The 18,973-nt window shown below is 38.6% G+C and carries 19 protein-coding genes; 4 read left to right on the forward strand and 15 right to left on the reverse strand.

The genetic code is table 11. The annotated features are described in order from the left end of the window. Positions 1–97 precede the first annotated feature (97 nt). The gene (locus SB49_RS04055) at positions 98–454 is read left to right on the forward strand and encodes a DoxX family protein (protein WP_062054091.1); all 357 of its coding nucleotides are present in this window, start codon (positions 98–100) and stop codon (positions 452–454) included. Between the two features lie 14 nt (positions 455–468). Here the strand turns inward: SB49_RS04055 and SB49_RS04060 are convergent, their stop codons facing one another. The 7 genes from SB49_RS04060 to SB49_RS04090 form a co-directional block, all read right to left on the reverse strand. Then, entirely contained in the window at positions 469–834 is a 366-nt protein-coding gene (locus tag SB49_RS04060) for a DoxX family protein (RefSeq protein ID WP_062054093.1), read from the reverse strand. A 152-nt stretch (positions 835–986) separates the two neighbouring features. Further along, positions 987–1,949, reverse strand: a complete 963-nt coding sequence (locus SB49_RS04065) for an EamA family transporter (protein ID WP_062054094.1) — start codon at positions 1,947–1,949, stop codon at positions 987–989. Positions 1,950–2,101: 152 nt separating this feature from the next. Continuing rightward, positions 2,102–2,998, reverse strand: coding sequence for a DUF4382 domain-containing protein (locus SB49_RS04070; RefSeq protein ID WP_235537834.1), 897 nt, complete (start codon positions 2,996–2,998; stop codon positions 2,102–2,104). Between the two features lie 216 nt (positions 2,999–3,214). Beyond that, positions 3,215–3,721: a GNAT family N-acetyltransferase gene (locus SB49_RS04075; protein ID WP_062054097.1), complete on the reverse strand. Its 507-nt coding sequence runs from the start codon at positions 3,719–3,721 to the stop codon at positions 3,215–3,217. A 113-nt stretch (positions 3,722–3,834) separates the two neighbouring features. Next, positions 3,835–4,533, reverse strand: coding sequence for a hypothetical protein (locus SB49_RS04080; protein ID WP_145758352.1), 699 nt, complete (start codon positions 4,531–4,533; stop codon positions 3,835–3,837). A 188-nt stretch (positions 4,534–4,721) separates the two neighbouring features. After that, positions 4,722–5,522 (reverse strand): hypothetical protein, encoded by an 801-nt coding sequence (locus tag SB49_RS04085; RefSeq protein WP_145758353.1) that lies wholly within the window; start codon positions 5,520–5,522, stop codon positions 4,722–4,724. A 149-nt stretch (positions 5,523–5,671) separates the two neighbouring features. Then, the gene (locus SB49_RS04090; protein ID WP_062054103.1) at positions 5,672–7,021 is read right to left on the reverse strand and encodes a DEAD/DEAH box helicase; all 1,350 of its coding nucleotides are present in this window, start codon (positions 7,019–7,021) and stop codon (positions 5,672–5,674) included. A 99-nt stretch (positions 7,022–7,120) separates the two neighbouring features. Here SB49_RS04090 and recQ point away from each other — a divergent pair, with 99 nt between their 5' ends. Continuing rightward, the gene (gene recQ, locus SB49_RS04095) at positions 7,121–9,229 is read left to right on the forward strand and encodes a DNA helicase RecQ (RefSeq protein WP_062054105.1); all 2,109 of its coding nucleotides are present in this window, start codon (positions 7,121–7,123) and stop codon (positions 9,227–9,229) included. A 117-nt stretch (positions 9,230–9,346) separates the two neighbouring features. Further along, positions 9,347–9,994 (forward strand): hypothetical protein, encoded by a 648-nt coding sequence (locus tag SB49_RS04100; RefSeq protein WP_062054107.1) that lies wholly within the window; start codon positions 9,347–9,349, stop codon positions 9,992–9,994. A 74-nt stretch (positions 9,995–10,068) separates the two neighbouring features. On the opposite strand, the gene SB49_RS04105 is transcribed toward SB49_RS04100, so the two are convergent. From SB49_RS04105 to SB49_RS04120, 4 genes are all read right to left on the reverse strand, one after another. Then, positions 10,069–10,938 (reverse strand): acyl-CoA thioesterase, encoded by an 870-nt coding sequence (locus SB49_RS04105; RefSeq protein WP_062054109.1) that lies wholly within the window; start codon positions 10,936–10,938, stop codon positions 10,069–10,071. Positions 10,939–11,121: 183 nt separating this feature from the next. Then, positions 11,122–12,183 (reverse strand): ACR3 family arsenite efflux transporter, encoded by a 1,062-nt coding sequence (arsB, locus tag SB49_RS04110; RefSeq protein WP_235537835.1) that lies wholly within the window; start codon positions 12,181–12,183, stop codon positions 11,122–11,124. After that, positions 12,180–12,806 (reverse strand): arsenate-mycothiol transferase ArsC, encoded by a 627-nt coding sequence (locus SB49_RS04115; protein ID WP_062054113.1) that lies wholly within the window; start codon positions 12,804–12,806, stop codon positions 12,180–12,182. Before SB49_RS04115 ends, arsB begins: the two co-directional genes overlap by 4 nt. A 35-nt stretch (positions 12,807–12,841) precedes the next feature. Further along, on the reverse strand, positions 12,842–13,174 hold the full coding sequence (locus SB49_RS04120) for an ArsR/SmtB family transcription factor (RefSeq protein WP_062058845.1): 333 nt from the start codon (positions 13,172–13,174) through the stop codon (positions 12,842–12,844). A 141-nt stretch (positions 13,175–13,315) separates the two neighbouring features. On the opposite strand from SB49_RS04120, the gene rlmF reads away from it, so the two are divergent. Beyond that, the gene (gene rlmF / locus SB49_RS04125; protein ID WP_062054115.1) at positions 13,316–14,215 is read left to right on the forward strand and encodes a 23S rRNA (adenine(1618)-N(6))-methyltransferase RlmF; all 900 of its coding nucleotides are present in this window, start codon (positions 13,316–13,318) and stop codon (positions 14,213–14,215) included. Between the two features lie 19 nt (positions 14,216–14,234). On the opposite strand, the gene SB49_RS04130 is transcribed toward rlmF, so the two are convergent. From SB49_RS04130 to SB49_RS04145, 4 genes are all read right to left on the reverse strand, one after another. Next, positions 14,235–15,791: a DEAD/DEAH box helicase gene (locus tag SB49_RS04130; RefSeq protein WP_062054117.1), complete on the reverse strand. Its 1,557-nt coding sequence runs from the start codon at positions 15,789–15,791 to the stop codon at positions 14,235–14,237. Between the two features lie 200 nt (positions 15,792–15,991). Next, on the reverse strand, positions 15,992–16,660 hold the full coding sequence (locus SB49_RS04135) for a haloacid dehalogenase type II (RefSeq protein ID WP_062058847.1): 669 nt from the start codon (positions 16,658–16,660) through the stop codon (positions 15,992–15,994). A gap of 216 nt (positions 16,661–16,876) precedes the next feature. Then, the gene (locus tag SB49_RS04140) at positions 16,877–17,329 is read right to left on the reverse strand and encodes a cold-shock protein (RefSeq protein ID WP_062054119.1); all 453 of its coding nucleotides are present in this window, start codon (positions 17,327–17,329) and stop codon (positions 16,877–16,879) included. Positions 17,330–17,634: 305 nt separating this feature from the next. Beyond that, positions 17,635–18,903: an MFS transporter gene (locus SB49_RS04145; protein ID WP_062054121.1), complete on the reverse strand. Its 1,269-nt coding sequence runs from the start codon at positions 18,901–18,903 to the stop codon at positions 17,635–17,637. Between the last annotated feature and the right edge of the window lie 70 nt (positions 18,904–18,973).

Genomic DNA, 18,973 nt, shown 5'->3' on the forward strand with positions numbered 1-18,973 from the left:
TGGAAATTGATTTGGAGGGGTAAGAAAATGGGGATATGACTCTAATGAATTATCTTTGAACTAGATTTTAACATAAGACTGTAGCTAATTTCAACGTATGGATGGACTCACATTATTGACTTTTTTTTCATCCTTTTCCTTTTTATTTTTTGGTATTGGTTGTTTTTTCTCTCCGAGAATGAAACTAGAATTCATGCGTTATGGACTCAATAAACAACAAAGATGGCTTACCGGGGCGTTACAACTTTTGGGTAGCACAGGTTTGTTCCTGGGACTTATGATGAGCCCATTTTTGTGTTTTGTATCAACGATTGGGCTATTTATATTGATGCTTTTAGGGCTATGGGTTCGCATCAAGATTAAGGACAGTGTGCTACAATCCTCTCCAGCCTTATTCTATGCGCTGCTCAATCTATATCTGGCAATTCAATATGGGGCAATAATTTTTATATAGCTTAAAGAAAATACCTATCCCGCAAAAGCAATGATCAAGCACATTGATAAAAACAGAAATGCAGGAAAAGATTTCATCAACGGATCTTTAATCTTTAAATGCATAAGGATAGATCCAGAAAGTAATATTGCCAATCCCAGGGCAGCTGGTTGCTTTAATTCGGGATAAAAAATTGCTGCGAGCAAGGCAAGTGCCAGTGCGACTTTTAGCACGCCTACAACATAACACATCCAAACAGGAAGACCGTATACCTGAAACTCTTCCACAATGGTTTTGGCATTTCCACCACGCCACTTTGTAGGTTTATTTTTTTGTAAGAGCCAAACATTTAGGATACTAAGGCCTACGATTACTTGAAGAAGGATGATTAAATAGTTCATATACAAGGTATAAATAGTTTTTAATAGAATTCAATCTAAATTTCGTAAAAAATAATTAGAAACTACTTTTCTTTGGGCAAACTTATACTCGAAATATGAAAATGATTTGGATGAAAGATGATTTTTTCTTCCGATAATACAAATTAAAGTCATTAGGTATCATCCAACATGCGCCCCATTCTCCCAGAAAACCTGGAAAAAATCAAGACTTTCTTCTTTGTGTTAATGAAGTAAACACCCGTTAATAGAATTACTGCCGCTATGACGGATTGAAAGGTAATCTGTTCTTGTAAAAAGTACCATCCCAAAAGCATTGCGATAATTGGGTTTACGTAGGCCGATGTTGCCACTTTTTCGGTAGAAACTACTTTTAACAAATAATTGAAGGAAGTAAAGGCAGCAATGCTACCAAACAAAATTAGACCAATTATTGACGCCTGAACCTTTCCACTCCAATTCAAGGGAGAGATCCATGTTTCTCCAACTATGAAACTGGATAAGGCCAACATAATACCCCCAAATAGCATTTGGTATCCGGTATTGATAAAATAATTGGGTGGTAAATCGGCCTTTGCCACAAAAAGACTTCCAACACTCCAGCTTAAAATACAGGTAAAAATCATTATGATCCCTAGGGTACTTCCTTCTTGAGTACTTAACTGCTGTTGACTAACCAATAGATATATACCTATAAATCCAAGAACAATTCCCAAAACAGACATAGTCCTGATTTTTTTACCCTGAAAGAAACGCATCAATAGCAAAATGATCAAGGGTTGGGTAGATGCTTCAAGAGCTGCAAAACCACTATCTACATATTTTAGAGCCCATACTATTACCCCATTGCCATAGGTCAAGAACAAAAATCCTGCAATAATGCAATTTTTTATTTGAGGTCTTGTGATGGTCAGAGGAAGCCCCAATAGTCTGGCGATAATGAAAATAAGCGTCCCAGCCGTAATAAATCGGATAGCAGCCAACATTAAAGGAGGAAGTTCAGAAACGGCTACCTTATTCATTAGATAGGTACTTCCCCAAAAAACATAGATGGAAAAAAAAGCAAGAACAATTATAATAGCTGTACTTGGCTTGGCCTTAAAAATGTTCTTGATCATTGTTCTATTCCTTCAGTATTTGGGTTTCCAATATGGTGTCTGCAAATATCCTGTAAATAAAATAATTAGATAGAGGACTTAATCAAAAATTTGGAAAATAAAAAAAGGGAGCAATCAATTTTGCTCCCTTTATAATTTTGATTGTATAATGGTTATTCCATCACTTCAAGTACAAAATCCTTAGTGGTTTTATTGGCAGCCACAACAGATACACCTTCAGCTATAAAGGTTTTATACACAACCAGCTCAGTTTCAGTTTGAACTTCCAAATCAACAACCACATCATATGTCCCGGCCTCTAATCCTAAAATGGTATACATTCCGGTTTCATCAGAAAAAGTAGATATAATTGAAGCATCCGCAGAGAAATCAGAACCTTCTGGAAAAACCGATACTTGGGCACCTTCCAATGGAATTATTTCACCACCGTTATCCGTAGTAACCATTCCAGTCAATGTTCCTGCAGTTGACAAATTTGACGCCTTAATTACAGGTTTAAAATTAAAACCTGTAATTCCACCTTCTTCTTTTCTGTTTCCTTTGGCCACAAACGACTTGCTCACATCAAAATCTAAAAGCAGATCTGCCGTAAGTCCGCCATCAACAATAACGTTAGGTTCTACAAAGACTTTAATACCCGAAGAAGCCCCACTAGGAACCTTTAAATCATATACGGTACCGTCTGTAAGCACAATATTAATACCTTTAACATAGACTCTAAATAGGTCATAAGATCCAACAGGAACTTCGGTATCCACCAGAGTTGTAGTAATGCCATTGGTAAGGTCTAAAAGATTCACGTCCATTTCTTCCTCCATTAAAAGAAGATAGGGTGCAGCGTTTTCATCCGTACCTTCACTTTTGGACCTGGCTTCAATTTTAAAAATGGTCACATTTGCTTCAGCAACTAGATCGTGGGGAAAGGGGGCATCTGTAAGTTGTATGGAAAGCCTGCCAAATTCACTGCCTTTATTACTATCGCTACTACATCCTAATAATGCTAGGGAAAGGCTTAAAAACAAAAGTGGAATAAATTTAATTTTCATCATATCAGATTTTAGATTGGGTTTAACTAACTTTCGTATATACGCACGTATAAGCTACAAAGGTTGTTCAATGGTCCCTTATTGGAGAGATTTATTGGGAATTTTCGATGAACTACCCAATTTGGACAGTAGATTTAAAGGTTTGGGAAACTTTTTAGCTATTAACTCTGGCCTATTGATTATATTTTTTAGGCATTAACTTTCCTCAACCTTGATATATTATAATTTGATTTGAAACAAGCTTACGCATGCATTTTCGTAATGAGCTGGCAGAGATACAGTGCTCTTTAACTTGGTAAGACCTAAATATTCGAACCCACATTTTTTATAATGGGATATCAATCCAAGGTTCTCTCCTACGGTATCCATTCGGATGTAATCCAGTTTATTTTCTTGGGCATAGCCTTTGGACCAAGTGACTATATGTTCCACCAAATGCTGTCCTCTATATTCGGGATTCGTGGCTATTCTGTGTATGTACATGGCCTTGTCTACATCTTTTTCTTCCCATATTTCGGGATCTTCAAAAGTTACCGCCCACACACAGGCCACTATTTGGCCGATCATTAGTTTCCATTGCCTGCTTTCGGCAATTTCTTTGGAAACCAGTTCTGTTGAAAATTCGGGCCATTGAACGCATTTTTTTGTTTTTTGGAAGGCTGTAGCAAGCCGATATAGCCTAAAGATTTCGGGTATATCGGCAGTATTGCTATTGGTGATTTTCATTTAGATTAGTGTAGATTATTCGCATGCACAAGATAGCCAATCCAATTATATATCCGTTTAGGTCCGACCATTGTAACGGTAGTGTCACTACTAAATGGGCTTACAGGGTAGTATTAATACTTTTCTCTTCTTTCCCTTCGGTCATCGCGCCTTTCCCTTCTATCCTCGCCCAATTCCCGTTTATCTTCCCTTAATTCCTCCTTCGTCTCGGCAAGATCGGCTTTCATGGTGCCCATAAACTTTTGCAGAATATTTTTATGAAGCTCTAACTTTACAACTTTGTTCATATCAGAATAGGAAATGTTTTTTATTGTCTGGAACAAGGCTCTCTGATGCCCTAATCTCGCTTCCAATTCTTTAAGATCCAAAACATCATCTTTTTTGTCCCTTATGTCATCCCTGGTATTGCGTCTATCTCTGGCAATATCTCTATGATCATCATTGGATCCCACATATTGTCTTCTATTTCTTCTATTCTCCCTTTTATCGGTTCCAATTTCCCTGGTGCTCTGTACAACCTCCTTTTTTGCACTTGCAATTTTAACTTCTGTCTGACTTATTTCTCGGGACATACTGCCCAATAATATGGTTTGATTTTTTTTAGCCGCACCAATGTTTTTTGTATTGATGGCCATTTTAAAATCATGACTATGGGAATCGAAGGCTTTAAGTTCGGCTTCATCCCTAGCTAAGGTTGTTTTATCCACACGAATTTGATGGTGGTCTTGAATAGCTTCTTTGACATTCTGGGCCTTCGAGGCAGTGGAACTTAATAACAATAATCCGATAATACTGATTCTGAACTTTTTCATGATACTATTTTTTGGTGGTTTTAATATTCTTTGATTTTTGGATGCTTCTCCAGGGAAAAGGTTTAATGTAGAGTAGTTCTTTTGGATGAAATACACGTTAGTATGGACCAACGAGACCTTTATTAAAAGAAAGATCCCCTGTCGGTTGCAACAGGGGATCTTATATATACACTTAATATATATTCTATTTAATCACGGAGTGAAAAATCTTCCTCAACATCATTTGGATAGATCAGAGTAGCGATATCGTCACATTCACCATCGCCCCAATCAATGGAAACGACCAATCCATTTTTGTTGATTTCCAAAACACCCTGTGTTAAGAACTCACAAGAAAGGTTTCCAACCAATGCCTCTTTTACATCTAGACTATAGCTATTATTACCTTCCTTAACGGTCCATTTTCCGGTAATGCTAAAGGTAATATCTTCCAAAGTCTCCCCAAAGGTGATAAGAACGCCTTTAGAGCCTATTACTTCCAGTACATTACCATTGGCTTTTGTAATTGTTAAATCGCTTGTAACATTGTATGCCACGGAGTTTTGATCTGTTCCCATTTCCATGGTAAAACTTCTGGTGCCATTAAATCCAATATCACCTACTGAAAAATTATCATAGGTAACCCTAAAGGAAGGAGCTTCTCCTTGTCCGGTATAAACTACATTCAAGGTTCCGTTTACATTCTCATGGTTACGGATGTTGCAATTTTCGAACGTCATTGTAAACCCATTATCATCATAAACTGCCACGTAACATTCGTTAGTACCTTTTGCCGACTTACCAGAATTTGAATTGTTCATGTAAGCCTCGGAAACGATATCATCCGCAATACCGGATAGATCATCAGCTTCTAAAATTGTTTTTACTTCTGTTTGTGATAATTCTTGATCCGAAGTTTCGGAACTGTCATCCTTACTACAGGAATATCCCATACATAAAGCTATACCTGAGAGCAAAAATATTCCGCTTTTAAACATGTTTGTTTTCATACTTAACTTGATTTATAAGTAGTTAACGACAATCATCCTTTAATAGTGTGAAAAGATGGAACAAAACGATGAAATGCACAATTACTCACAATTAATGTCCTACTTCTCATAAGGTGAAGTGAATGACAAACGATAGAAATTAAGGACTGCTATTTCCGTTTGTTGCGTTTGTTGTAGTTCTTATCCCCCCTAGTTTTGGGTTTCTTGTATTTTTGTGCTATAATTCTTTTGTAGGATCCTCCCTGATTGGTTTTCTTGTTTTTCTCACTTTTTTCATGAAAACCAGAGCCCGCATCTTCCGAGCGCTCGTCCGGATTGTTCCCTTCTATGATTTTAGGGCGTTCTTCTGGAGTCAACTCCTCTGAAATAGCCACTTTTTCTGGTATTTCCATTTCCGGAATACTATAGTCCATCAAATCTTCTATGACTTCCTTATATGGAGCCTCCTTTTCGGTATAGAATAGAATGGATTTTCCCAATTCCTCTGCCCTACCTGTTCTTCCGATACGGTGCATGTAATTTTCGGGATAGTTAGGGGTATCAAAATTGATGACATGTGAAATTTTGTCCAGGTCCAAACCACGGGCCATTATATCCGTCGCCACCAAGATCCTGTTTTTTCCTTCATCAAACTGGTTGATGGATCGCAAGCGGTAATTTTGAGTTTTGTTGGAATGGATCACGGCAGATTCATCAGCATATCGTTCTTCCAAGCATTCAAAAACCTTATCAGCACTTCTTTTGTTGGACACAAAGACCAGTACCTTATGAAATTCTTGTTTATCCCTCAGTAGGTGGTTCAACAGATTTATTTTGGTGTAAAAATTTGGAACAGCATATACCTGTTGTGAAATATTCTCCAATGGCGTTCCGCTGACAGCTATTGATATTTTAGCGGGAATGACAAAAAAGTCATTGATTAAGGCATCCACATCATCCGTCATAGTTGCTGAGAACATTATATTTTGTCTTCTTTCTGGTAATAGTTCAAATATATTGATCAATTGAAACCTGAAACCAAGATCCAGCATCACATCTACTTCATCTATCACCAATTTTTTAACGTCTTTCAACTGAAGTGCCCTGCTTAGGACCAAATCATATAATCGGCCTGGGGTGGCTACAACTATATCGGCACCTTGGGCAACTGCTTGTGCCTGGGTGTTCATATTAACGCCCCCATAGACGCCTACGACTCTTACCGTCAGATATTTTGAAAAACTTTTTATCTGGTCCACTACTTGTACCACCAGTTCACGGGTGGGGACCATCACCAAGATTCTTGGATTGGTCTGTTTAGAAAATTTCAGATCCTGTAATAAGGGCAGCATGTATGCAAAAGTCTTCCCTGTACCCGTTTGGGCAATACCAACCATGTCCTTACCTGAGAGAATAACAGAAAATGCCCCTTCCTGAATTGGGGTCGGAACATCAAACCCCAAATCTTCAATGGCATAGTGAAGTTGTTTGGATATATTGAAATTTTCAAAGGTACTCATGGGTAAAATTTTTTGCAAAGGTAGCGTATTCTATCACATTCTATTTTTCTAAGGATTGGAATTAGTTTTATTTTGCAGTTGAATTCTTAAAAAAGAACCTTGACCGATTCCAGCACCCTTATTCCCACTTTAAAAAAATACTTCGGATTTGATAGTTTTCGCAACCAACAGGAGGAAATTATCAATACTGTTTTGGAGCAAAAGGATTGTTTGGTGATCATGCCAACAGGAGGAGGAAAATCTATATGTTTCCAATTGCCTGCCTTGATGCTCAGTGGTGTTACCTTGGTTATTTCCCCTTTAATTGCCCTAATGAAGGACCAAGTGGATGGGTTACGGGCCAATGGCATAGAAGCCGATTATTTTAATAGTAGCCAGGCAGCCGAAGAACAACAAGAAATCTTAGAAAAAGTAATGACATCAAAGCTTAAGCTGCTTTATGTTGCTCCGGAAAGTCTAGGTGCTTTAGAAAACATTTTAAAAGAAACGTATATTAGTTGTGTGGCCATAGATGAGGCGCATTGTATCTCTTCTTGGGGACATGATTTTCGTCCATCATACCAACAATTGTCCTTTTTAAAAAGATCCTTGCCCAACACCCCCATTATTGCCCTTACCGCAACCGCTGATAAGGCCACAAGACAAGATATCATTGATCAGCTGCAAATTCCCAATGCCAAGCAATTCATTACCTCCTTCGACAGGAAAAATATTGGGTTGGAAGTAAGACCGGCGAATGATAGGGTAAACCAGATCATAGATTTTATAGGTCAAAGACCAAATCAATCGGGAATCATCTATTGTTTGAGCCGTAAATCGACTGAGCAGTTAAAAGACAGGCTGCAAAGCAAAGGGATAGATGCCCATGCCTATCATGCAGGATTGAATTTTGAAGAACGCACAAAAGTACAGGAAGATTTTATTTTTGATAAGATCCAAGTTGTCTGTGCCACCGTTGCTTTTGGAATGGGGATAGATAAATCTAACGTTCGCTGGGTGATCCACTACAACATGCCAAAAAACCTAGAGGGGTACTACCAAGAGATCGGTCGCGCTGGAAGAGATGGCACCAAGGCAAAAGCACTCTTGTTCCACAGTTATGCGGATGTGTTACAATTACGAAGATTCATAGATGGCACGACCAATGAGCAACTGCAGGTTGCTAAATTGGATCGGATGAAACAATTTTCCGAGGCCACGAGTTGTAGGCGAAAAATACTTCTGAGTTATTTTGGGGAACTCTTGGCGAAGAATTGTGGAAACTGTGATATATGTAAAAACCCACCTCAATTCTTTAATGGAACCGTTATAGCACAAAAAGCATTATCAGTGATTACCAGACTAAGGCAATCAGAACCCATGGGGGTAATTATAGATGTGCTCAGAGGAGCAAAAAATGCCACCACATTGGACAAACACTATGATCAAATTCCCTCCTACGGGATAGGAAATGATATCTCCTGGAAAGATTGGCAACATTATATCATACAATTGATAGACCAAGGCTATTGTGAGATAGCTTTTCACAAGCACAATGCGCTACAGCTTACCCATTTTTCCAAGGAAGTACTTTTTAATGGGCAGCAAGTGCAAATGACGAAGCCTTTAGATAGAAATGTGCAATTGGAAGAACAGAAAGAAAAGGCCAAAAAGTCCAAGAAAAAAGATACCCTGTTTGAAAGGTTACGACTGCTGCGCTTAAAAATATCGTTGGAGGAGAATATTCCGGCATATTTGATTTTTAGTGATGCCACCTTGAAGGAAATAGAGGCCGAAAGACCCATGAATGAAGCTGAATTTATGCAGATCAGCGGTGTGGGACAACGTAAAATGGAAGTTTACGGTGACGAGTTCATCTCGGAAATAAATGCCTTTATGGCCGAGAAAAAAAAGAAGCCCAAGAAATCCGATACGGTCAAGGTTACCTATGAAATGTATAAGAAAGGGATGTCCATTGAGGCAATTGCCGAGGCCAGGGATTTAAAAGCACCCACAGTTTTTTCGCACCTTTCCAAATTATACAGTGAGGGCAAGGACATAGATATGTACCAATTTGTGACCAAAGAAGAAGTCCATTCTGTGAAAAATGCAAAAAAAGAGTTGAATTCTCCAGAAGGACTAAAACCTTATTTTGATCATTTTAATGAGGAATTGGAGTATTCCAAAATACGTTTGGCCCTCACTATTCTAGAGAGGGAAAACAGTTAAATACACCATAATTAGCAGGTAACTATCCAATAATTGGGTTGATATAGGTCATTTCATATTTGTTTTTAGCGCACTACCTTATTGTATTGTACCCATGGAAGAACGTAAAAACATGAAATGAATTGGAATACAGCACATGAAAAGCACAGAGCCCTATTAATACCACTTTTGGGGATGCTATTATTTGTATTCTTTATTATTAAGGCTGCTTCTTTATATCCTGGAGGTTCCCATTACTCATCTGCAGAGGAGGGTTTTAGTTTTTTGAACAATTATTTATGTGATTTACTGGATAGTACTACCCTTAACGGCTCTCCAAATCCGTCAAAAAACCTTGCTCGTTTTGCACTTTTTCTTCTTTGTTCTTGCTTGACCGTATTGTGGTATTACCTACCCAAACTTTTCAAAAGGAAAGGGGTGCACCTGGTTGTGATGAGAGTTGCAGGTATTTCGGCCATGATCATTACCTTATTTTTATCATCCAACTCCCATGATTTGGTCATATATATTGCTGGACTTATTGGGTTGCTTGCCATGATCACAACCATAGTTGCGCTATATAAGGAAGGATATCAACAGCTTTTTGCTTTAGGAATCTTTTGCTTGGCCATTTTTCTTTTGAACTATTATGTCTATGAATCGGGTGTTCTTATAACTGTACTTCCTACGATTCAAAAAATAACATTTGTTAGCTTTATCGGCTGGTTTGCCCTTTTGAATATTACCCTTTACAGAAAAATGAGAACCATCAAGAACGCTAGATAGCTGGCTCCAATATTCCACATGATATATCTACAGGTTCAAAAAGAAGTTTTCTGCCTTTACAATAAATTAAATAGTTATTGCTTTTTCCATGGTCTCAACAATCCCTCTTGGGCAACTGAGGCAATAAGTTTACCATCCCTTGAAAAGATATTTCCCCTAGAGAAGCCACGGGCATTGCCAGAACTTGGAGAGTCAATAGAAAAAAGCATCCAATCATCAAAATCAAATTCCCTGAAGAACCACATGGAATGGTCCAAACTGGCCATTTGCAAATTACCGTAGTGTGCTTTGCTGGCATTTGGTAAAATTGCCGTCAGCAAGATGTTATAATCTGAGATATAGGTAAGTATCTGTTGTTTTATGGGCAGTTCCAGCCCATTAATGTTTCCCTTGAGTTTAAACCAAATGTCATTGAAGGGCGGTAAATCCTTTCTGTCCATTGGATTCGCTATTACCGTTGGTTTAAAATCTATTGGCCGTTTGATCTCTAGAAATTCCCTTCTATTTTTAGGCAATAATTTACCATATTGTTCTAATAAATCTTCCCAACTTAACAACTCCTCCGGGGGTTTCACGTTAGTTTTCATAGGAATTTGATGCTCATACCCCTCTTCGATCTTATGAAATGATGCGGAAAGGATAAATATGATTTTATCCCTTTGTAAGGCGGTCACCCTTCTTGTAGAAAAACTACCCCCATCCCTAATAATACTAACCTCATATGTGATAGCCAATTCCAAATTCCCTGCCTCCAAAAAATATGAGTGTAAGGAATGTAAAATGCGATTGTTGGTAATAGTTCGGTAGGCCGCATTCAGGGCCTGTGCCAAAACCTGTCCCCCAAATACGTTTGGGCTGCCTATGGTTTTGCTCTCCCCTTCAAATTGATGTGTACCAACTTCTATGAGCTCTAATATATTGAGTAATTCCTTAGCTGAATTCATGTACTATTGTCTTAAGAAGGCTTAAATATATAAAGATTTAATATTCGCTACCCAATGCTTTCCATTGAAACTTTTTGCCAGTTAAAATAGATCACAATAAACTTTACTAACTACTTGGTATGGTATGTATTAGTGGAATTTGTCTTATTGAATTATTTCTGTTTTCTATAGCTTATGGTACAATCAAACCGTTTTTAAGGGTTGGTAATATTTCTTGCGCAGCCAAAAGGCCACACGTACCAAGAGGATCAAAGCTGGAACTTCCACCAAAGGTCCGATCACCCCTGCAAAAGCCTGACCAGAATTTATTCCGAACACGCCAATAGCAACGGCAATCGCCAATTCAAAATTGTTGCCGGCAGCCGTAAATGAAATTGCGGCATTCTTATCGTAACTGGCGCCCATTGCCTTACTGAAATAGAAACCTATGATGAACATTATTGCAAAATAGATCAGTAAAGGAACGGCAATGACCACAACATCCATTGGGATCTCTACAATTAGCTGGCCTTTTAAGGAGAACATGACAACTATAGTAAATAAAAGCGCGATTAAGGTGAGTGGTGAAATGGCAGGGATAAATCGGGTGGTATACCAGGCCTCCCCCTTGAGTCTTACCAACACAAATCTGCTTACTATTCCCGCCAAAAATGGAATTCCTAAATAAATGGCCACACTTTCGGCAATGGTGCCAATGGAAATATCCACTATAGCACCCTCAAAGCCAAAATAAGGTGGCAGAACGGTGATAAACAGCCATGCGTAAAAACTATAGGCGAATACCTGAAAAATACTGTTCAAGGCCACTAGTCCGGCCCCGTATTCACTACTGCCTTCGGCAAGATCGTTCCAGACCAATACCATAGCAATGCACCTGGCAAGTCCTATCAATATGAGTCCCACCATATATTCCGGATAATCCTGCAGAAAGGTAATGGCCAATATGAACATTAAAATGGGGCCTATGATCCAATTTAAGATAAGGGAAATGGACAATATCCTTACATTTCTGAACACTTTGGGCAAAAGGGCATAATTTACCTTGGCCAAAGGTGGGTACATCATTAGGATGAGTCCAATGGCGATTGGGATGTTGGTAGAGCCATTTCCAAATGACTCGATCAACTTTGGTATAGTAGGAACCAAGTAACCTAAAGAAACTCCAAGGCCCATGGCCAAAAATATCCATAGGGTCAGGTAACTATCCAAGAAGTTTAGTTTTTTCTTTTTTAAGGACATGTTCATGCTTTAATTTTTGAAAATACGTGGGTCAATTCGGTGGCGATCTGAAGGCTTCGTTCCCTATATTTTTCGGCCTGTTGGGGAGTACCATCAAAAGCTTTTGGATCTTCATAGGTAATTGGGATTCGTTTATTTGCTCCTTCTATTAAAGGGCATCCGGCATCTGCCTGGGAACAGGTCATTACCGCGGCAAAGTTCGATTTGGGATTAAATTCAGCATCATAGGTCTTGGAGAAACCTATGATAGGAGGGGCATTTTGAGCATATTTGATCCCGTAAATGGGATTTGGTTCCTTGGACAGGGATAATACTTCAAACCCATGATCCTCTAATGTAGCCGCTGCCATTGGAAATAAGGCGGTAGCCTCCGTCCCTCCAGAATAACAATTGACATTCCCTACTCCATAATAAAAAGCAGCGGTTTGCGCCCATACCTGGGATAAATGACTGCGTCTGGAGTTATGGGTACAAATAAAATTTAAATTGATGGGGTTCTTTTTTTCTACATTATTTTGAATGTAATCGATCAAAGGCTGCAGAACTTCCTTTCGTTCTTCGGTAATAGTCTCCTGCTTTAAGGATTTGATGAGATCCTGCAGTTCGGGAAAAATGCTTTCTTTATTCATGAAGTTTGATACAATGTTATAATTTGGATACTAGATTAGCAGCAACTCTCAGCCGCCTTTGGTTCTTGGGTTAAAAAGTTGGAAAGGAGATATGATATTTCTTCCCAAACTTTTTGATCTATGCAATAACATACACTGGTCCCTTCAATACTGCCCTTGATGAGACCAAGGTTTTTCAGTTCTTTTAAATGTTGGGAAATGGTTGGTTGTGCCAAACCAATTTCGTTGACAAGGTCCCCGCAAATACAAGAATCAGTTTTAAAAAGGTGTTGCAATATGGCTACTCTTGCTGGATGGCCAAAAGCTTTGGCAAGAGTGGCAATTTTATTTTGTTGGTCGGTAAATATTTCCGATTTGGTAAGTCCCATGTAATTGAATTTGTTCATTGCAATATTACAATAAATAAATATGTAACGATAGCTATAATTTATACATTTCCTACCCAAAATTCACAGAGTGGACCTAAAAGAATAGACCATGAATATTAATTATTTCTATAAACGGCACAAATGAGCGTATCTTTATCATTCACCCAATACCCTTTTGTTTTGCATCCACGCAATATCCATAATTCACCTTACAATTTTGAAGCATTAATAAAGGCTTACCCAGCCCTAGCCCCCTTTGTCCATAAAAACCAACATGATAATTTGACTATTGACTTTTCTGTAAACGAAGCGGTGATAGCCTTGAACAGGGCACTTTTGATACTTCATTACAGGGTTGGGTATTGGGACATCCCTGCTAATTATCTCTGTCCCCCAATTCCAGGTAGGGCAAATTACATCCATCATATTTCGGATTTGTTGGATGCGGCCATTCATAAAGGAAGCATAGTGGGCCTCGATATTGGGGTTGGGGCCAATTGTATCTACCCTATCCTAGGAGCCCAAATTTACGGATGGCAAATGGTAGGTGCGGATATAGACAAAACTGCAGTTGCAGGAGCACAAAGTAATGTTGACCTAACACCCAAATTGGAAAACAAGATCCAGATACGGCATCAGAGTAACAAGGCCCATATTTTTCAAGGCATCATTAAAGAGGGGGAATATTATCATTTCACCATGTGCAATCCTCCTTTTCACACTTCTAAGGAAGAAGCGGAAAAAGGAACCTTACGAAAATTAAAAAATCTTCATGGCATCAAACACCTTGCACTTAATTTTGGGGGACAGGCCAATGAATTGTGGTGCAATGGTGGTGAATCCTTGTTTATAAAAAGAATGATTAAGGAGAGCGTAGGATTTAAAAATCAGGTAGGATGGTTTACAACCCTTGTTTCCAAGAAGGAACACCTCCCCAAGATCTACAAGCAATTACAAAAGCTGAAAGCCCAATACAGCACCGTGACCATGGAACAGGGCAACAAACAAAGTAGATTTGTGGCTTGGAACTTCAAGCTCTAAGTAGTTATTAAAATAAGAATTACTCTTCTGGTGGTCTGCCGTGAATTTCCTCAAAAACAGTATCAAAATTATCCCTTAGATAGGCTCTTAGTTTCTTTCGATAGTCATTGTTGAGCCAATCCACAAAATTAAAGGTACTACGGCTGATACATTTGGTATAGCGTTCTATTCTGTAATCTATATCATCCCCTAACATTTTTGCCAAAGCATAGGCATCATATACATCCTCACTATTCTCAATACAGATTTTGGCGTGATGCTCAATGGATCTTTCTAGAACAACCTTGGAAGACTCCCCATTATTAATGGAATCGATATAAGTTTGTTTTATGTCAAAATAGACTTCCTTGGAATTGGCAAATTCCGCACGGAGTTCATCGGGCATTTCATACCTAAAATTCCCTTCAATGTCTTCATCATTAAGAAGGTTGTCCAAGTAATAATTTGGCGAGTGAAATATTTTTTGCCAGTCCAAATCAGCTCCCCAAGGTCCAAAGCGATGGAAGTTGTTACCGAGGTCAATAACGGTAAAAGTTGCTTTATTCCTCAAAATACGGGAACCACGACCTATCATTTGGTAATAAAGTGCCAGGGATTTGGTAGCTCTGTTTAGAATGATGGTATCCACGGTTGGCTCATCGAACCCTGTGGTCAAAATACTAACCGATGTTAAAATAGCATCTGGTGTTTCCTTGAACCATTTAAGAATTTGTTTCCGTTCTTTTTTAGTGGCAGTATTGTCCAAGTGCATAATGGGATACCCTGCCCTTCTAAAGGTGTCATATACGAATAAAGAGGTGTTGATACCGTTGTTGAAAATCAAGGTTTTCTTTCCTTTGGAGCGTTCCTCATAGGCCTGCATCAATTTTCCCAACATATCGGTTCCCGTATAAAGATCATCCGATGATTTCACGGTATAATCCCCATTGGAACCAATTTCCAAAGATGTTAATCCCACGTTATAGGAATAGGTTTCGGCCCTTGCCAAAAACTCGTTCTCTATAAGCGCTTCAATAGTTTCCCCTACAATCAATTCATTGTAGTTGTCATTCATTGGAAGCTTGGTATTGGAACTTAGAGGGGTAGCTGTAACTCCCAGAATAAAGGAATTTTCGAAAAATTTGAACAATTTGGTGAAAGAATTGTAATGGGCCTCATCAATGATGACCAAGCCAATATCCGATATATCGAGCTTATCGTCATTCAATCTGTTGTTCAAGGTCTCCACCATGGCTACAAAACAGCTATATTCGTCCTGATCGTCCAAATTGGCCTTGCTGTCGACTACTTTGTTCTTCACCCCAAATTCGGTCAACATGTTGGATGTCTGCTTGCACAATTCCACTCTATGTGTCAGTACGGCCACTCTTTTGTTATGATGTTTAAGATATTGGCGTACCATTTCAGAGAAGATTACTGTTTTCCCTCCACCCGTGGGCAATTGGTACAACAAATGGTAATCCTCAGGAGCCTCTTCAAAACATTTGAATATTTTATCTATAGCTCCCTTCTGGTAGCTATAAAGATCTTTACCTGATTTTCTTTCTTCTGTTTCGGAGGTTTTTACTGTAGACATGTAGACGCTTTAGAGCCCGCAAAAGTACGGCCTTTATAGGCTTGAAGTCAAATCTTAAGTCCTAAATTATCCTAAAGTTTTTAGAAAAGGCAATTGGACCCTTAATTTTAGGTGTACAACGGGAATATTTTGTGCATTTAACTGCTGTAAAAAGACGCTGTTAAATAGTACCTGTAAAGTGCAGAGGCACTGCTTTTATCTTAAACCAAGGACTTTGCTATTGATAGAATGTTACTTCCGGTAATATCGGCTTCTTCTGCCAAAGGATATGGGAATTTTCCGGGCCTTGAAACAAAAGCAGTCATTAGTCCGGCTCTTTGGGCACCCGCAATGTCCCATCCATGGGCGGCAATCAGCATGGAATAAATTGGCGAAGCTTTCATTTCCTTTACCACATGGGTATAGGTTAAAGGATGTGGCTTGTACTGTTTCACATTCTCCACACTAAAAAGTTCATCAAAGAAGTGGTCAATTTCTGCAAATGCCATTTGGGCTTTCACAACCTCCATTGTGCCATTGGTCAAGGCGACCATTTTTACCCCGCTATTTTTAAGTATGGTAAGTCCTTGCACAACATCGGGATGTGGGGGTAATTTTTTTATCAAACTTAGAACATCCTTAATTTTGCTCTCAGAGATTTGCTTTTCAAATTTTTCTGCTGTCATTTTAAGCGTTGCTGCTCCTACTTTTCCAAAATCTTGGTACTTCCCTGAAATAGATTCGACCAGTGAGTAGTGCAAAAGAGAGGAAAACCAGTTATCAAAGGCAAGTTCATTTGCCAAGGCATTGTTAATGGCCACTTTCATCGGTTTTAAATCCAATAGCGTTTCATTAACATCAAAAATGAGCAACCTTGGTTTGGAGTGCATTGGCATAGTGTGTATTTGGGAATTTTGTTATGGGGTGAAAGTATAAATAAACCCATGCACTTCAACGCCCATGAAAGTTAATTATGGGAAATTTAACGCATACCGATTAATCGATAGGATATTTATTTGATGCTAAAAGTGAGGTAAGGACATATTTTAGTAGAGTACTTGGAGGGTTTCCAAGTACTTTCTAAAATATAACAATGTTATTTGTAGCTAGATTTTCTTAACGCGAACGGCATTCATCCCCTTAAGACCTTTTTCTAATTCAAAGGTAACTTTATCGTTCTCAAGAACTTCGTCGATAAGTCCACTCACATGGACGAAATATTTTTCTTGGGAAACACTGTCTATAATGAAACCAAAACCTTTTGAAGTATCAAAGTAAGATACCTTACCAGTTTTGTCAGCAACTTCCTCTTCTTCGTAATCCTCTTTCTTTGGAATCCCTATTACGATACTTTCCGCATCAACTTTCACCTTTTTTGATGGATCTGGCGGGGTATCTGTAAGATGTCCGTTTTCATCCACGTAAGCAATCATATCCTCAAAGTCTCCGCCTTTGGAATTTGCCTTACGGGCTTCTTTCTTCTTCATTTTTTCCTCACGTTTTTTCAAACGCTTTTTCTCTTTTTCTTTTTTATTAAAGGTTTCCTGTGCTCTCGCCATTCGCTTATACTATTAATTTATATTTGTTAATGATTCAATTCTGTCTTTAATGTACAACTTTTCATGAGAAAATACTAAAAGAATCCTTGGAAAATATCAATCGATGCAATTGATATATCGAATACCCAATTCAGTGGTTTTAATCGAAGAAATGCAAAAATTGTTTCTTTTTGTACATAGAAACGGCTACAAAGATAGCACTACATTTTGAAATTATAAAACTCTTTGGACAATTGGTTCATATATCTCGATGATTTTGTTAAAAAACCCATCATTTTTAATTAAACATATTTAATAAATACGTTTTATTCTTCAGATTCGTGTTTATCCAAATCATCTTTTAAATCCAATTTTCTGAAGGTAGGAGAGAAAATCCCAAATCCGAGAACCGTTAACAGGGTCATAGTTCCTCCAAAGACCACCGCGGTAACCGTTCCCATCAATTTAGCGGTAAGTCCACTCTCAAAAGCTCCTAGCTCATTTGATGAACCTACAAACATCGAATTTACAGAGGATACCCGCCCTCGCATGTGGTCTGGTGTTTTTAATTGCAGGATGGTCTGTCTGATGATCATGGAAATTCCATCCGTAACACCACTAAAGAAAAGTGCTAGGACCGATATCCAAAAAGTTTGGGACAATCCAAAAATGATAATACAGATGCCAAATCCGAAGACGGCAACCAATAGCTTCATTCCGGCATTTCTATGCAAAGGGAAATAGGCCGATGCGAACATGATAATAAAGGCTCCCACAGCGGGTGCCGCCCTTAATACCCCAAATCCCTCTGCCCCAACTTTTAGGATATCCTGCGCATAAATAGGTAATAGGGCAATGGCTCCTCCAAAGAGAACGGCAATCATATCTAGTGTGATAGCTCCAAATATAGCTTTGGTCTTTAAGACATAGGATACCCCTTCCTTTAGGCTGGTCATCATGGACTCCCCTATTTTTGGATTCAAGATTGGTTTTTTTGGTATTTGAAATAAAAAAACCAACGCAAGGGCAGAAAAGCCCACAATTAGGCACATAGACCAGTGAACCCCTATCCATGTTATGGAAAATCCGGCCAATGCGGGCCCAAGAACGGAGGCCATTTGCCAAACGGAACTACTCCAAGTTGCAGCATTGGGATATATTTTTTTGGGAACTACTAAAGAAAACAAAGAGAAAACAGTTGGACCCATAAAGGCTCTTACAAAGCCGCCCAAGAATACCAAAAAGTAAATAGAATACAGGATAATGTTGGTGGACCAATCGGCCACTATTCTTGGCCAGGTCAGTAAAAACAGCCCAAAACTTATGACAGAAAATCCAAGGAGACATTTTATGAGGAGATTTCTTTTTTCCGATTGATCTACAATATGACCCGCCAACAAGGCCATCCCCACTGCGGGAATAACCTCCATCAAACCAATAATTCCCAGGGACAACGGATTTTTTGTAATGCTGTATACCTCCCATTCTATTACCACAAATTGCATGGACCAAGCAAAGACCATTGCAAAACGAACCAACAAAAAAATATTAAATTCCTTAAATCGCAAGGCTGCATATGGATCCTTTTTATTCATAAAACGTCTTCAATTATTAGGGGTTAAATACTTCACATCAAGTTATTTGTAGTAAATATTTAAATTTTAA

The sequence above is a fragment of the Sediminicola sp. YIK13 genome, assembly GCF_001430825.1.
Taxonomy (GTDB): Bacteria; Bacteroidota; Bacteroidia; order Flavobacteriales; family Flavobacteriaceae; genus Sediminicola.

Bases quoted from the DNA above. Each gene is read 5' to 3' on its own strand.
- SB49_RS04070 (WP_235537834.1), bottom strand. From the start codon at position 2,998: ATGATGAAAATTAAATTTATTCCACTTTTGTTTTTAAGCCTTTCCCTA.
- SB49_RS04090 (WP_062054103.1), bottom strand. From the start codon at position 7,021: ATGAGTACCTTTGAAAATTTCAATATATCCAAACAACTTCACTATGCC.
- SB49_RS04100 (WP_062054107.1), top strand. From the start codon at position 9,347: ATGAATTGGAATACAGCACATGAAAAGCACAGAGCCCTATTAATACCA.
- SB49_RS04105 (WP_062054109.1), bottom strand. From the start codon at position 10,938: ATGAATTCAGCTAAGGAATTACTCAATATATTAGAGCTCATAGAAGTT.
- SB49_RS04145 (WP_062054121.1), bottom strand. From the start codon at position 18,903: ATGAATAAAAAGGATCCATATGCAGCCTTGCGATTTAAGGAATTTAAT.
- SB49_RS04120 (WP_062058845.1), bottom strand. From the start codon at position 13,174: ATGGGACTTACCAAATCGGAAATATTTACCGACCAACAAAATAAAATT.
- rlmF (WP_062054115.1), top strand. From the start codon at position 13,316: ATGAGCGTATCTTTATCATTCACCCAATACCCTTTTGTTTTGCATCCA.
- SB49_RS04080 (WP_145758352.1), bottom strand. From the start codon at position 4,533: ATGAAAAAGTTCAGAATCAGTATTATCGGATTATTGTTATTAAGTTCC.
- SB49_RS04135 (WP_062058847.1), bottom strand. From the start codon at position 16,660: ATGCACTCCAAACCAAGGTTGCTCATTTTTGATGTTAATGAAACGCTA.
- arsB (WP_235537835.1), bottom strand. From the start codon at position 12,183: ATGAACATGTCCTTAAAAAAGAAAAAACTAAACTTCTTGGATAGTTAC.
- SB49_RS04085 (WP_145758353.1), bottom strand. From the start codon at position 5,522: ATGAAAACAAACATGTTTAAAAGCGGAATATTTTTGCTCTCAGGTATA.
- SB49_RS04130 (WP_062054117.1), bottom strand. From the start codon at position 15,791: ATGTCTACAGTAAAAACCTCCGAAACAGAAGAAAGAAAATCAGGTAAA.
- SB49_RS04060 (WP_062054093.1), bottom strand. From the start codon at position 834: ATGAACTATTTAATCATCCTTCTTCAAGTAATCGTAGGCCTTAGTATC.
- SB49_RS04075 (WP_062054097.1), bottom strand. From the start codon at position 3,721: ATGAAAATCACCAATAGCAATACTGCCGATATACCCGAAATCTTTAGG.
- SB49_RS04140 (WP_062054119.1), bottom strand. From the start codon at position 17,329: ATGGCGAGAGCACAGGAAACCTTTAATAAAAAAGAAAAAGAGAAAAAG.
- SB49_RS04115 (WP_062054113.1), bottom strand. From the start codon at position 12,806: ATGAATAAAGAAAGCATTTTTCCCGAACTGCAGGATCTCATCAAATCC.
- SB49_RS04065 (WP_062054094.1), bottom strand. From the start codon at position 1,949: ATGATCAAGAACATTTTTAAGGCCAAGCCAAGTACAGCTATTATAATT.
- SB49_RS04055 (WP_062054091.1), top strand. From the start codon at position 98: ATGGATGGACTCACATTATTGACTTTTTTTTCATCCTTTTCCTTTTTA.